Annotated in this window: 11 protein-coding genes; all 11 read left to right on the top strand. The window is 33.0% G+C overall.

The genetic code is table 11. The features are described from left to right. Positions 1-181 precede the first annotated feature (181 nt). Positions 182-1444: a reverse transcriptase domain-containing protein gene (locus GSY47_RS22035; protein ID WP_317197946.1), complete on the top strand. Its 1263-nt coding sequence runs from the start codon at positions 182-184 to the stop codon at positions 1442-1444. Positions 1445-1619: 175 nt separating this feature from the next. Further along, positions 1620-3017, top strand: coding sequence for a DUF1800 domain-containing protein (locus GSY47_RS22030; protein WP_179001749.1), 1398 nt, complete (start codon positions 1620-1622; stop codon positions 3015-3017). Between the two features lie 12 nt (positions 3018-3029). Then, positions 3030-4193: a DUF1501 domain-containing protein gene (locus tag GSY47_RS22025; RefSeq protein ID WP_179001747.1), complete on the top strand. Its 1164-nt coding sequence runs from the start codon at positions 3030-3032 to the stop codon at positions 4191-4193. Between the two features lie 437 nt (positions 4194-4630). Further along, the gene (locus GSY47_RS22020) at positions 4631-5458 is read left to right on the top strand and encodes a prephenate dehydratase (protein WP_012022608.1); all 828 of its coding nucleotides are present in this window, start codon (positions 4631-4633) and stop codon (positions 5456-5458) included. A gap of 160 nt (positions 5459-5618) precedes the next feature. Further along, positions 5619-6764, top strand: a complete 1146-nt coding sequence (locus GSY47_RS22015; RefSeq protein ID WP_179001745.1) for a pyridoxal phosphate-dependent aminotransferase — start codon at positions 5619-5621, stop codon at positions 6762-6764. 160 nt (positions 6765-6924) lie between these two features. Next, positions 6925-7782 (top strand): prephenate dehydrogenase, encoded by an 858-nt coding sequence (locus tag GSY47_RS22010; protein WP_179001743.1) that lies wholly within the window; start codon positions 6925-6927, stop codon positions 7780-7782. A 13-nt stretch (positions 7783-7795) separates the two neighbouring features. After that, positions 7796-8878: a bifunctional 3-deoxy-7-phosphoheptulonate synthase/chorismate mutase type II gene (locus GSY47_RS22005; RefSeq protein WP_091494827.1), complete on the top strand. Its 1083-nt coding sequence runs from the start codon at positions 7796-7798 to the stop codon at positions 8876-8878. Positions 8879-9137: 259 nt separating this feature from the next. Beyond that, positions 9138-10115 carry a ribosome small subunit-dependent GTPase A gene (rsgA, locus tag GSY47_RS22000; RefSeq protein WP_179001741.1) on the top strand — a complete coding sequence of 326 codons (978 nt, stop codon included), beginning with the start codon at positions 9138-9140 and terminating at the stop codon, positions 10113-10115. 165 nt (positions 10116-10280) lie between these two features. Then, positions 10281-10733: a D-aminoacyl-tRNA deacylase gene (gene dtd / locus GSY47_RS21995; protein WP_179001739.1), complete on the top strand. Its 453-nt coding sequence runs from the start codon at positions 10281-10283 to the stop codon at positions 10731-10733. 64 nt (positions 10734-10797) lie between these two features. Beyond that, positions 10798-12705, top strand: coding sequence for a DUF3857 domain-containing protein (locus GSY47_RS21990; RefSeq protein WP_179001737.1), 1908 nt, complete (start codon positions 10798-10800; stop codon positions 12703-12705). Positions 12706-12740: 35 nt separating this feature from the next. Next, positions 12741-14744 carry a DUF3857 domain-containing protein gene (locus tag GSY47_RS21985; RefSeq protein WP_219071537.1) on the top strand — a complete coding sequence of 668 codons (2004 nt, stop codon included), beginning with the start codon at positions 12741-12743 and terminating at the stop codon, positions 14742-14744. Positions 14745-14771 lie beyond the last annotated feature (27 nt).

The following is a 14771-nucleotide window of genomic DNA, read 5'->3' as shown; positions in this document are numbered from 1 at the left end:
TTCGTCAGGATTGCCCAAGAACACCTTTCCAAAGTGTTAGTTCGAACTTCATTAGTTGTTTGGCTATTCATTTCATTAAAGGGTTCTGCGCTCATTTTGTGGAGTCTGTCATACTAACAAATTGTTATTCTAAGGGTCTTTACAATCATATAACTACAAGTCAAAAACATTATTAGAAAAAATATCTTCAGTTGAGTCTTTAAAAAAAGCTTGGGAAAATTTAGATAAGACAAGAAAAACTTCGCATGGTATTTCTGGAGAAACTATAGAAGATTTTGAACAAAATAGAGATGATAAAATTTCTTCAATATCAACTCATTTATTAAAAGAGAAATACTTTTTCTCGCCTAACAGAGCTGTCTTAATTCCAAAAAATAATGGAAAATTTCGACCTTTGCAAATCCCTGAAGTTTCAGATAGGGTTGTATTAAAATCTATTGCTATAGAACTTGAAGAAGTATTTAAAGAATTACTAGAAAAAAGCAATGGTTTTAGTTTTGCCTATCAAAAAGGTCTTGGAACGAAAGATGCAATTTTCAAAATCATCGAGCATTATAAAAATGGTTACATATATTCCTTAGAAGCAGATTTAATAAATTTTTTTGGCAAGGTTAACAAGGAGGATTTATTAAATAATTACATTTATCCAAAGCTTCAAGATGATTCTATCAATAAATTATTACATAAAGCACTTAATCAGGAGTTAGGAGGATTAGATGATATAGATGTTGAAAAAAGGTCTAATTTTCAAGATGTAGGTAAAGGTATTCCTCAAGGTAGTCCTTTGTCACCATTGTTCTCTAATATTTTCCTTTCGCCTTTTGATCAATTTCTTATTGAAAGGGATTATAAATTAGTCCGTTACGCGGATGATTTTGTAATTCTTTGCAAAACTAAGGAAGAATGTGAAAAAGCTTATATTGATTGTTGCGAAATTTTAAAAGAATTAAAATTAGATATTCATAGTTTAGAGGAAGGAGAAAAAACTAAAATCCTAAAGATTGATGTTGATTTTTTGACTTTCCTTTCAGTAACTTTTGATGGTAAGGAAATTTATCCATCTTTAGCTAATTTTGAAAGATTAAAATCGAAGATTAGAGATGTTTGTAATGGCAAAGTAGATTATACCGTTTTTTCACTCTTAAAGAAAATAATTAATATTCATGATGGTTGGATATCATCATTTATCTATACTAATTTATATAAATATTCTGAAGAACTCGATTTCTATATTGATAGACAGGTGTTTTTAGCTCTTAATAAATTTGGCTGGAAATTTACTAAGGCAAGTTTGGGAGAGCTGCCAAAAAAATATAGACATACAAATAAGAGTAAAGATTGCTTGTGTAAGGAACAAAGATTAAATTCAGGAATTCCTTTTTCTTCAAAATTAATAAGGGATAAATGGAAAAGTTATAATGAGAACTTAGAAAATAAAAAATAAAATCTTTTCTCAGCATTTTTTATAATTTAAAACTGCAATAACTCCCAATTTCCTCCGTTCTAATTATTACCAAAGACTTTTCAAAACTTAGCACCTCAGAATCTTAGCAACTTAGCCTCTTTTAAAATTAAACCTTTAAAAGAAACTCAAGTCTTATTGTAATAATTTCTGAACAATGAAAAAAAGCAGTCTTTGGTCCTTACGATTAGGTTTTTCAGGAAAACAAACTTCAAAAATTGAAAAACTCGGCTTAGAAAAATTTCTAAAGCAATCTTATAATTCGAAATTTGATACAACACTTCCAGACTTTCTGCAAGATCAACCTAAAACCACTTTAGAGTTGAAACAAGTTCGGGAAATAATCAAAACTTCAGAACCCGAAGTCAAAAAGGAAATTCAGAAAAAAGAAAATCAAGCGACTGCCGAATTCAAAAAATGGTGGATTGCTAAAATGCGTAATGACGAATTTCCATTACGTGAAAATATGGTTTGTTTCTGGCACAATCATTTTGTTTCGACTTCACAAAAAGTGAAAATCAATTACTGGATTTACCAGCACAATATGATTTTGCGCGAAAATGCTTTTGGCAATTTTAAAGAATTAACCAGACAGATTCTGAAATCGAATGCAATGGTTCGGTATTTAGACAATGGCGATAACAAAAAAGGTAAAGTAAACGAAAACTTAAGCCGTGAATTACTGGAACTATTCACAATCGGAATTGGAAATTATACAGAAAATGATATTAAAAATGGTGCAAAAGCTTTGGCTGGATTGAATATTGGCGATGAAGGTGCTGTTTACAGAAAAAATATCGAAGACAACAGCGATAAAACTTACTTCGGAAAAACTGGAAACTGGAAAGCAGATGATTTAGTAGATATTATTTTCGAACAAAAAAACATTCCATATCTCATTACAAGAAAAATTCTGAAATGGTTTGTCTATGATAATCCGCCCGAAGATCTGGTAGTGTATTATGGCGATTATTTTCGAAAGCAAAAGTTTGAAATTGAACCTTTATTGACTAAAATCTTTACTGAAGAATTTAAAAAAGAAAATTCTGGAAATAAAATCAAAAATCCGCTGGTTTATATTTTACAGCTTTGTGAGGAATTGCAGATACAGAATGTTGATGACGCAGCGATTATGGCATTTGTAAAACAGCAGGGAATGGATTTGTATAATCAGGTTAATGTAAAAGGTTGGGATGGCGGAAATTCCTGGTTGACTTCACAGATTTATCTTCAAAGAAATAATACGGCCGATTTATTGTGCAGTGGTAAAAGCCTAAATAGAAGAGTTTTGAAAACGATGATGAACGGAGTTGAAAAAGAAAAATCGGAATATGAAAAAGTTGCGGTAAAAGTCAATTTTGATTCAGAAGGAAATAACAAAACCATCATTTCTGAATTGTCAGACCGGTTATTATTTACCGTTAGCGATTCGGCTCAAAAAGACATGGAAAACCTTTTGAAATACGATTTTGACCCGAAAGATCCGCATGCTGATTTTGCGGTGGTCAGACTTTTTAATTACATCACCAAACTTCCAGAATATCAATTAATCTAAAAAGCAGTAATCATGAACAGAAGAAATTTTCTAACACTGACAGGAACTTTTACAGGCGGATTACTTGTACTTCCCGATTTTTTACACGCTTTTGGTTCTCAAAACAATTTGATTGTGGGAGAACAATGCGTTGTTTTTGTGCAGCTGAATGGCGGAAATGATGGTTTAAATACTTTCATTCCATACGATGATCCGTTATATTATGATTTACGAACGAAGATTGCTTTAAATAAAGATTTGGTTGTTGGAAAGAATAAAGGAATGGCATTTCATCCTTCGTTAAAAGATTTTGCCCAAATGCAGCAAAACGGCGATTTAACGGTAATTCAAAATGTTGGTTATCCGGAGCCGATTCGTTCACACTTTAGAAGTCAGGAAATCTGGCAGACGGCAACGGATTCTAATAAATATATAAATGAAGGCTGGCTTGGAAGATTTTTAGATCTGCAATGCAACGGACATCAAGCAACAGCCGGAATTAATTTAGATTCGATTGATAATTTAGCTTTGAAAGGAGTTGAACCGAATTTTATAACGGTAAAAGATCCAGATCGATTTAAGGTAAAATCCAAAGAAGAGAATGTGACATTGTCTAAAAATCCGCATTTAGATTTTGTTCGAAAAATAGCTAATTCGGTTACAGAAGGTTCAGATGAGATTCAGAAAGCGTTGGCAAAATCTAAAACGGAAATAAGTTATCCTAAAACTGAACTATCGAAAAACTTGGAATGGATTGCACGTTTAATAAAAGGAAACCTAAATTCAAAAGTTTACTACACATCGCTCAACGGATTTGATACACACGATAATCAGCTTTCCATTCACGAACGAAAACTAACCGATTTAAATGATGCTTTATTTAGTTTCTATTCTGATTTAAAAGAAGCTCAATTATTGCAAAATGTTACAGTTGTGGTTTTCTCCGAATTCGGAAGACGAGTAAAAGATAACGGAAATGGAACAGATCACGGAACTGCAGCGCCAATGTTCATCATTGGTGGAAATAACAAAGGCACAATTTTAGGCAAAAATCCAAATCTAGCAGACTTAGATAATGGCGATTTAAAATATGAAATAGATTTTAGAAGTGTCTATGCGTCTATATTAAAAGAAAAGATGAATTTCGATTATTCAAAAATTGGGATTTCGAATAAACCAGTTTCAGGATTGTTTTGATTGAAAAATAGCCACGAATTCACGAATTTTATTTTTTAAAATCTGTGAAATTGAATTTTATAACCAAAATGATTTGCGCTAATTCGTGAATTCGTGGCGAAAAAATCTCAGAACCTTAGCAACTTAGTGTCTTAGAACCTCAAAAAAAAGCCCATATTTTTATATTATCATACAAATCGTCCTAAATTTGTTAAGAAATCCTTTTTTGTTTCATAAAATGCAATCTTTTTTTTGGTGCACTAAAAATAATTTATACATTCGCAGAGAATTTACAAAATAACACAAACAAAATGGCAACTAACCGTTTTTATTTTAGCAACAACTTTTATTTCTTCTTTAGTAGAAGTGAGGATTGTGCTATGGTTATTTGAAAAATATAAAAGACAAATAAAACTAATATACAATCCTGATGCAAATCAGGATTTTTTTTTGACTATATGACAACGAAAATTGCAATACAAGGTATTAAAGGATCATTTCATCATCAAGTTGTAAAGGAGTATTTCTCTGAAAATGTGGATATTGATGAATGTTTGTCTTTTGAAGAATTGATCGACAGCCTTATTGCCGGAAAATCTGATCAGGCCGTAATGGCGATCGAAAATTCAATTGCAGGGCCAATTATTCCGAATTATGCTTTGATTGACAAGAATAATTTACACATAATTGGAGAGCATTATTTAAATATTCAGCAGAATTTAATGGCTTTAAAAGGTCAGAAAATTGAGGACATAAAAGAAGTTCATTCACACCCAATGGCACTTTTGCAGTGTATGGATTTTTTGAAACAATATCCAAATATCAAATTGATTGAGGATAAAGATACAGCCGAAACGGCAAGAAGAATTCAGGAAAAGCAGTTAACAGGAATTGCGGCAATCGCAAGTGTAACAGCTTCTGAAATGTATGATCTGGATATTATCGCGTCATCGATTCAAACGATTAAAAACAATATGACACGTTTCGTGATCATCAAAAAGCAAAATTCATTTTTGCCGGAAAGCGAAATTAATAGAGCGTCTATTAAGTTTGAATTAGATCACAAAAGAGGAAGCTTAGCAGCAGTTTTGAATGTAATGAGTGACTGCAAATTGAATTTGACAAAAATCCAGTCGCTTCCAAAAATTGAAACACCTTGGAAATATTCATTCTTCGTAGACGTGACATTCGAGAAATACGAAGATTTTGCAAAAGCCAAAGCATTATTAAATATCATGGCAGAGTATTTTAAAGTATTGGGAGAATATAAAAATACCAGACCATAAGAAAGTTAAAAGTTATAGGTTAGAAGTTAAAAGTTTTTGTCAGGCTGAGCGAAGTCGAAGCCCTTTAATTTTAATAAAGAGATTGAAAAATATAAAAGTCCTTCGACTTCGCTCAGGAGGACAAAAAAGAAGAGAAACTCTAAAAGAGAATATATAAATCATGATTACAACAGCAAAACGATTAGACACAGTTGAAGAATACTACTTCTCCTCAAAGTTAAGAGAAGTTCGTCAGTTGATGTCTGAAGGAAAATCGATCATCAATATGGGAATTGGAAGCCCTGATTTGAGTCCGTCAAAAGCAGTAATTGAAGCAGTCGCTGCGGCAATTCAAGATGAAAACGGGCATGGTTATCAAAGCTATCAGGGATTACCGGAAATGAGACAAGCGATGGCCGATTTTTATAAAGATCAGTTTGGTGTTGAAGTGAATGCGAATAATGAGATTTTGCCATTGATGGGGTCGAAAGAAGGAATAATGCACATTTCGTTAGCATTTTTAAATGAAGGCGATCATGTTTTAATTCCGAATCCAGGTTATCCAACTTATACTTCGGTAACCAATTTGGTTCAAGCAGTTCCGGTTTATTATGATTTGAAAGAAGAAAACGGATGGGAACCAGATTTCGAAGCTTTAGAAAAATTGGATCTTTCGAAAGTAAAAATTATGTGGCTTGGTTATCCGCACATGCCGACAGGAGCTAGAGGAAGTTTAGCGTTATTTGAAAAATTGGTTGCTTTTGCTAAAAAACACAATATATTATTAATCAACGACAATCCGTATAGTTTTGTTTTGAATGATAATCCTATGAGTTTATTACAGGTTGAAGGTGCGAAGGATGTAGCTTTAGAATTGAATTCGTTAAGCAAAACCTTTAACATGGCAGGCTGGAGAGTCGGGATGGTTTTAGGAAATCCTGAAATTATCGATGCAGTCCTAAAAGTAAAAAGCAACATGGACAGCGGGATGTATTACGGAATTCAAAAAGGAGCAATTGCCGCTTTAAAATGTGATAAATCTTGGTTCGAAGATCAAAACAAAATTTATAGACGCCGTAGAGAATTAACGGAGAAATTAGCTGAAAAGTTAAACTGTAAAGTGTATAAAGAAGGAGTTGGACTTTTTGTCTGGGCGAAATTGCCAGAAGGAATCGAATCAGCAGAAAAGTTCATTGACGAAATATTATATGAGAAACATATTTTCATTACACCGGGAACCATTTTTGGAAGCAACGGCGAAGGTTATATCAGATTCTCATTGTGTGTGAAAGAAGAAAAAGTACAGGAAGCGATAGATCGATTTTAGTATTAAGATTTCCTGCAAGTTTTTCAAAACCTTGCAGGAAGTGTAAAGCTCTTATGAAAACGAGAAGCCCTAGCCCTGATAGAAGCGGCATCCTTTTATGGCGGGGTTCGCCATAAAAGATACAGCGGATAGCAGGAAACAGCTTCAAATAAAAAGAAATATGAAAGTATACGTAATAGGAATAGGTTTAATTGGCGGTTCGATGGTGTTAGACATCAAAGGGCGTTATCCTGATGCGACTATTTTAGGAATCGACAGTAACGAAGAGCATTTGCAGCAGGCAATTGATTTAGGTGTTATTGACGAAGCGGGAAGTTTTGAAGATTTACAAAAAGCCGATTTTGTAATTGTTTCGGTTCCCGTAGATGTAGCGCTGACGGTTTTACCTAAAGTTTTGGACGCAGTAGGAGATAAAACAATCGTTTTTGAAGTTGGATCGACGAAAAAGCCAATTTGTGAAGCGGTAGCAAGCCACCCGAAAAGAAGAAATTTTATCGCCACACATCCAATTGCAGGAACAGAGTTTTCTGGGCCTTCGGCAGCAATAAGAGGTTTGTTTCAAGGAAAAACAAACATTATCTGTGAAGTCGAAAAGACGGCTTTTAAATTGCAGGAGAAAGCCTTGAATCTTTTTACCTCAATAGGAATGAGAATTCGATATATGGATCCGACTTCGCACGATAAACACATTGCTTACGTTTCGCATTTATCGCACATCAGTTCGTTTATGCTTGGGAAAACAGTAATGAATAAAGAAAAAGACGAACAAGATATTTTTGATATGGCGGGTAGTGGATTTGAAAGTACCGTTCGTTTAGCAAAAAGTTCGCCGGCGATGTGGACACCTATTTTTAAGCAGAATAAAGAACATGTTCTAGAAACTTTAGAAGCTTATATTGCAAACCTCAGTCGGTTTAGGGATTTGCTAAAAGAAGAAGATTACAACGCCATTTTTGAAGAAATGGAAAGCACAAATAAAATAAAAGAGATATTAAACGGATTAACAATTAAAAAGTAAAAACTATAATAAAATGGAAAATAAGAAAGAAATGAGAAAGTGGTTAGAAGATTTCAATTTAAATCACCCACTTGTGATAGCTGGACCTTGTAGTGCAGAAACTGAAGATCAGGTTTTGAAAATTGCTCACGAATTGAAAGATTCAAAAGTAAGTGTTTTCAGAGCTGGAATCTGGAAACCAAGAACTCGTCCAGGAGGATTTGAGGGTATTGGAGAAATCGGATTAAAATGGTTACAAAAAGCAAAAGCTGAAACTGGTTTATTAATGGGAACTGAAGTAGCAACTGCAGCGCACTGTAAATTAGCTTTAGAATACGATATCGATGTTTTATGGGTTGGAGCACGTACAACGGCAAATCCTTTCGCAGTTCAGGAAATTGCAGATACTTTAAAAGGAACTGATAAAATTGTTTTGGTTAAAAACCCAGTAAACCCAGATTTAGCTTTATGGTTAGGTGGTGTTGAGCGTTTACACATGGCTGGAATCGAGAAATTAGGAGTTATCCACAGAGGTTTCTCTACTTACGAAAAAACAAAATACAGAAACATTCCAGAATGGCAGATTGCTATCGAATTACAAAATAAATTCCCTGATTTACCATTAATCATCGATCCATCTCACATTACTGGAGATCGTAAAATGATTTTTGAAGTAACGCAAGAGGCTTTAGATTTGAACTACGATGGTATGATCATCGAAACACACATCGATCCAGACAACGCTTGGTCTGATGCAGCGCAGCAAGTTACTCCAGATGCTTTGAAACAAATCATCAAAGATTTGACTATCAGAAAAACGGATGATACTACAGACGAGTACAGCCAAAAAATGAAAAAATTAAGAGCTAACATCGACGTTTTGGATGCTAACTTATTAGAGTTGTTAGGAAAACGCATGAAAGTAGCTGACGAAATTGGTCAGGTTAAAAAAGACGCAAACGTTGCGATTCTTCAAAACAACCGTTGGAATGAAATCTTAGGAAAAATGATTTTGGAAGGAGAGAAAAAAGGTCTTACTGAAGAATTCGTTTTAAGAATGTTCAAAGCAATTCACCAAGAAAGTATTGGTCACCAAGAGAAAATTTTCAACGCATAATTTTCTTTAAATCCTATAAGTGATATAAGATAATTTAAGTTTATACTAAACTTTGACTTTGAGTTTTCTTATAGCAAAATATTAAAAATAGATTGTTTTTTAAAATCCCTATTACTTTGAAAGAAGTGATGGGGATTTTTGTTTTGTATAATATAGCTCACGGTTGAAACCTTGGGCTATGTTTAAAATTATTCATTTATCTTTGCGAAGATTTAGGTTTTGAATCTAAAATCTAAAATCAGCAATCTAAAGTAAAAGAATGACAGGAACCGTATATAAATCTACAGGAAGTTGGTACACCGTAAAATCTGAAAATGGAGATTTTGTGGAATGCCGTATGAAAGGGAAATTTAGAATAAAAGGAATTAAAAGTACCAATCCTATTGCTGTAGGCGATATTGTGGATTATGAATTAGAGGAAACATCGGATGCCATTACGGGTACGATTCATAATATTCATGAAAGAAAAAATTATATCGTTCGTAAATCGGTCAACTTGTCTAAGCAGATTCATATTATTGCTTCTAATATTGATCAGGTCTTTTTATTGGTTACGATTGACAATCCGCCAACGACGACAAGCTTCATTGATCGTTTTTTGGTTACTGCAGAAGCGTACGGGATTGAAGCTATTCTTATTTTTAATAAAATTGATACACTAAACGATCAGACTTTAGACGATCAATTGTATCTCCAGCATATTTATCAGGAAATTGGATATAAATGCCTCCGAATTTCATCAACAGAAAATAAAGGTGTTGACCAACTGAAAGAAATGATGATTGGCAAAGTAAGCATGTTTTCTGGACATTCGGGAGTTGGAAAATCGACTTTGGTAAATGCTATGGAGCCAAGTCTTCATTTAAAAACTTCTGTCATTTCAGAACAAAGCAAACAAGGACAACACACCACAACTTTTGCCGAAATGTACGATTTGTCGTTTGATGCTAGAATTATTGACACTCCAGGGATAAAAGGTTTTGGAATTGTCGATATGGAACCATCAGAAATCAGTGGTTACTTCCCGGAATTTTTCAAATTGAAAGATCAATGTAAGTTTAACAATTGTTTGCATAAAGAAGAACCACACTGCGCCATAAAAGCGGCTTTAGAAAAAGATGAAATTGCTTGGTCTCGTTACAATAGTTATCTGAAAATTTTGGAAGGAGATGAAGAACATTACCGCACAGATACTTATGGTGAAGATCGTGCAGCTAGTGATGAAACGAGAAAATAAGTAAATTCCAATTTTTCTAAAACTCCAAATTCCAAAAATCTCAAGTAGAATATGATTGTTTATTGTAGACATGAACTGCAGTACATCTAACGCCAAAATTTAGAATCTTTTTAATCCATGTAATCTGTGGCTAATTAATTATGCTGCATTTAGATCAAAATAAAAATGAAAGTAGTTATCCAAAGAGTTTCAGAAGCATCAGTAACAGTCGATGGTCAAAAAACAGCCGATATACAAAAAGGTTTATTGATTTTAGTTGGAATTGAAGATGCCGATACCCAAGAAGATATTGACTGGCTTGCTGGAAAAATCATTAAAATGAGAATCTTTGGAGACGAAAATGATGTCATGAACTGTTCGGTTCAAGATATTGACGGAGATATTATTGTTGTAAGCCAATTTACACTTCATGCTTCTACCAAAAAAGGAAACCGCCCATCTTATATAAAAGCTGCTAAACCAGACTTCGCAATTCCGATGTATGAGAACTTTGTTAAAACATTGGAAAAAGAATTTAGTAAAAAAATACAAACCGGAATTTTTGGTGCAGATATGAAAGTAAAACTCCTAAATGATGGTCCTGTCACGATTTTAATAGACAGTAAAAATAGGGAGTAAAATATTATTAAACGTTTGTTAAGGATTTCTCAAAAAAAATTATATTTGGAGAAAATACCTACTAATGAAAAACCTCTGTTACGCATTATTTTTTTTAATTTTTACCTCTCATTCTTTTGCTCAAAAGAATAATTATTCGATTCTTAAAATTTCTGACAGTCTTAAAGACAATGCAAATGCTGTTCTTCGATTAGATCAAATGGATATTAATATTCTTTCGCAGCGAAGCATGAATATTAAAAAGCAAAGAGTCATTACCGTTTTAAATCAAAAAGGGCTTAATGAAATAGATGGTTATGAGTATTACGATAAATCAACCTATATAAAAAGTATCGAAGCTGTTGTATATGATGCATTTGGTAACGAAATTAAAAAAATAAAACGAAAGGATTTTAAAGACCAAAGTGCAGCAAGTGGCAGTACGCTTTTTTCAGACAATCGTGTACTTTTCTTAGATTATACCCCAATTACGTACCCATTTACAGTTGCGTATAGCAGTGAAATCGAAACATCGAACACAGCTTTTATACCAAGATGGTATTTCATAGGCGGTTATAATGTTAGCGTAGAGAATTGCATCTTAAATGTATCCTTTCCAAATAATTTAGGTTTTAAAAAGAAAGAGTTTCAGTTCGAAGATTTTAAAATAAAAAAAACAGTTGATACTGATACGAAACTTAGTTATGAAGCCCATAATATATTGGCTCAAAAAGCAGAAGATTACAGTCCATATCCTTCAGATCTTTATCCTAAAGTAATGATGGGATTGGAACATTTCCATTTAGAGGGAGTTGATGGTACAGCTACCACTTGGGAAGCTTTTGGGAAATGGTATGGCGACAAGATTCTAGCAGGAACTACGACATTGCCGGAAGAAACTAAAACTAAGATTAAAGCTTTGGTTGGGAATGAAACTGACTTGGTTAAAAAGACAAAAATTATCTACGATTATGTTCAGAAAAAATCAAGATATGTAAATATAGCTGTAGGTATTGGTGGTTGGAAACCTATGCTGGCTTCAGATGTTGATCGTTTAGGCTACGGAGATTGTAAGGCGTTATCCAATTATACAAAAGCACTTTTACAAGTTGTCGATGTTCCATCTTATAATACTATTTTGTATGGAGATCGTTATAAGTCAAATATTCAATCTGATTTTGTTTCCATGCAAGGCAATCACATGATTTTAGCGGTTCCAAATGGAAACAATTATATATGGCTGGAATGTACAAGTCAAGATGATCCTTTTGGTTACCAAGGAACTTTTACAGACGACAGAGATGTTTTGGTCGTTAAACCTCAAGGAGGAGAAATTGTTCGTACAACAATCTATGAGGATAAAGGAAATACTCAAAACGGTAAAGGAACTTATACCATTAATGAAAACGGTGATTTTTCGGGTAATTTAAAAATAGCATCTCAAGGTAGTCAATATGCTTCTAAATCGAGAGTTGAAACTTTTCAGCCTCACGAAAAAGAGAAACATTACAAGGATTATTGGGGAAATATAAACAATCTAAAATTGGGTAAAATTACTTTTACGAATGATAAAGAGAATATTCGTTTTACAGAAGATGTTCAAATAGCAGCATCCAATTATGGAGTAATTTCTGGGAATAAAATGATTTTTACGGTTGATGCTTTTAACCAAAATTCAGATAACGTAAAACGAATAAGAAACCGTAAAAATCCATTCCAAATTCAGCGTGGCTATTTAGATACAGATGAAATCGAAATCAATCTTCCTGCAGGTTTCAGCATTGAATTTCTGCCGCAAAATTATGAGCTGAAAGGAAAATTTGGCGAGTATAAAACCGAAATCATCAAAAATGATTCTAACAAACTAACCTATAAAAGATCGATGTTTCTAAACAAAGGAAAATATTCAAATAAAGAATATGATGAATATCGATTGTTTATGGAGCAAGTTTCCCGAAATGATAACGCCAAAATAATATTAACCAAGAATTAACCCAAAATAAAAACTAACTCAACCAAAACCAACCAATGAGATTAACCAAACTTCTCAGTGTACTATTTCTGCTGTTCTTCGTTTCGGCAATTACAGCACAAGAGTTTAAATTAGGAAAAGTTTCAATTGCAGAGCTTGAACAAAAAATGCATCCAAAAGATTCATCTGCTGTTGCCGCTATTCTTTATGATAAAGGAATATCTAGACTAGAATTTGATCAAAATGAAGGTTTTTGCATGGTGACCGATGTAGAAACTCGTATTAAAATTTATAAAAAAGGAGGATATGATTGGGCTAATCAAAAGGTTTGGTACTACAATAACACATTAAATGAAAAAGTCCTTTTTTCAGATGCTGTTACTTACAATTTGGTAAATGGCAAAATAGAAAAGACAAAGCTTAAAACCGATGGGGTTTTTGACGAAGTACTTTCAAAATATACAGCGCAAAAAAAGATTACAATGCCAAATGTAAAAGAAGGTTCTGTAATCGAATTTCGATATACAATAAAGTCCTCTAGTAATTTTATGATTCGAGAATGGGATTTTCAGACTTCTATTCCTGTAAATTATTCGGAGTTTAAAGTGATATATCCAGAATATTATGTTTTTAAACCGAGACAAAAGGGATATGTATTTCCAAAAATTGCAACTACAACAAGATCAAAATCTATTGTCGTAACAAGTACAATAGTTGGATTTATGAATCAAACTGAAACTCGTAAGGAGGAAGTAAATTATATAGAAACAGAGATAACTTATACAGCACACGATTTTCCAGCATTGAAGGAAGAGAACTATGTTAATAATATTAATAACTATCGAGCAAGTATCGAACATGAATTGTCATTCGTACGGTTTCCAAACAAGCCGATTAAAGAATATTCTACAGATTGGAATTCGGTTGTGAAAACAATTTATGAATATGATGATTTTGGACCAGAATTAAACAAGACAGGATATTTTGAAGAAGATCTCAATAAAATATTAGCAGGAATTAATGTAACAGACGAAAGAATGCTGGCGATTCTAAATCATGTAAAATCTAATGTGAAATGGAACGGCGTTAACGGATATGGCTGCGATAACGGAGTTAAGAAAACTTATAAAGAAAAAACAGGAAATGTCGCAGATATTAACTTGATGCTGATTGCAATGCTCCGTTATTCAGGATTAACTGTAAACCCCGTTTTAGTAAGTACACGTTCTAATGGAATTGCTTTTTTTCCAAGCAGAAATGCTTTTAATTATGTTATAGCAGCTGTAGAAACTCCAAATGGATATGTTTTGCTAGATGCTACGGATAAATATTCAACGCCTAACGTACTTCCTCTTAGGGCTTTGAATTGGATTGGAAGATTAATAAGAAATGATGGAACTTCTCAGGAAATTGATTTAATGCCAAAGAGAGCATCCAGTGATATTGTTTTTATAAATTATAATATTGATTCTGAAGGCAAAATATCGGGACAAACCAGAAGACAGTGTTCTGATTATAATGCAATGATATCGAGAGAAAATTTTGAAAAATTAAAAGAAGAAGAATATTTAGAAAAACTTGAAAACAATAGTGGGAGAATCGAAGTGAGTGAATATTTAAGAACGAATGAGAAAGATTTACTAGCTCCTATTATTGAGACCTATTCATTTAAAGGAAATAATCTGTGTGAAGTAATTGGAGGTAAAATTTACGTAAATCCGATGTTGTTTTTTACACAGTATAAAAACCCTTTTAAACAGGAAATTAGAGAATATCCTGTAGATTTTGGTTTTCCATTTTTAGATAAATATAATATAACGATTAAAATTCCAGATGGCTTCACAATAGAAACTCTGCCCAAAGCAGCAGTTTACAATATGCAGAACAATGTAGGGAGTTTTAAGTTTAACATTGTTGTAGAGGAAAATATTTTACAATTAAGCATAATACATCAAATTAACAAAGCTATTGTTGGCAGTGATGAATATGAGATGTTAAAAGATTATTACAAAGGAATGATTGCCAAACAAACAGAAAAAATAGTTCTAAAGCGTATTTAACAGGTTTGGCAGATTTCGCTTAATCAG

The organism is Flavobacterium quisquiliarum, assembly GCF_019308285.1.
GTDB classification, from domain to species: Bacteria; Bacteroidota; Bacteroidia; order Flavobacteriales; family Flavobacteriaceae; genus Flavobacterium; species Flavobacterium quisquiliarum.
Note: the sequence above shows the minus strand (reverse complement) of the source record. Positions and strands in the feature narration are given on the sequence as shown.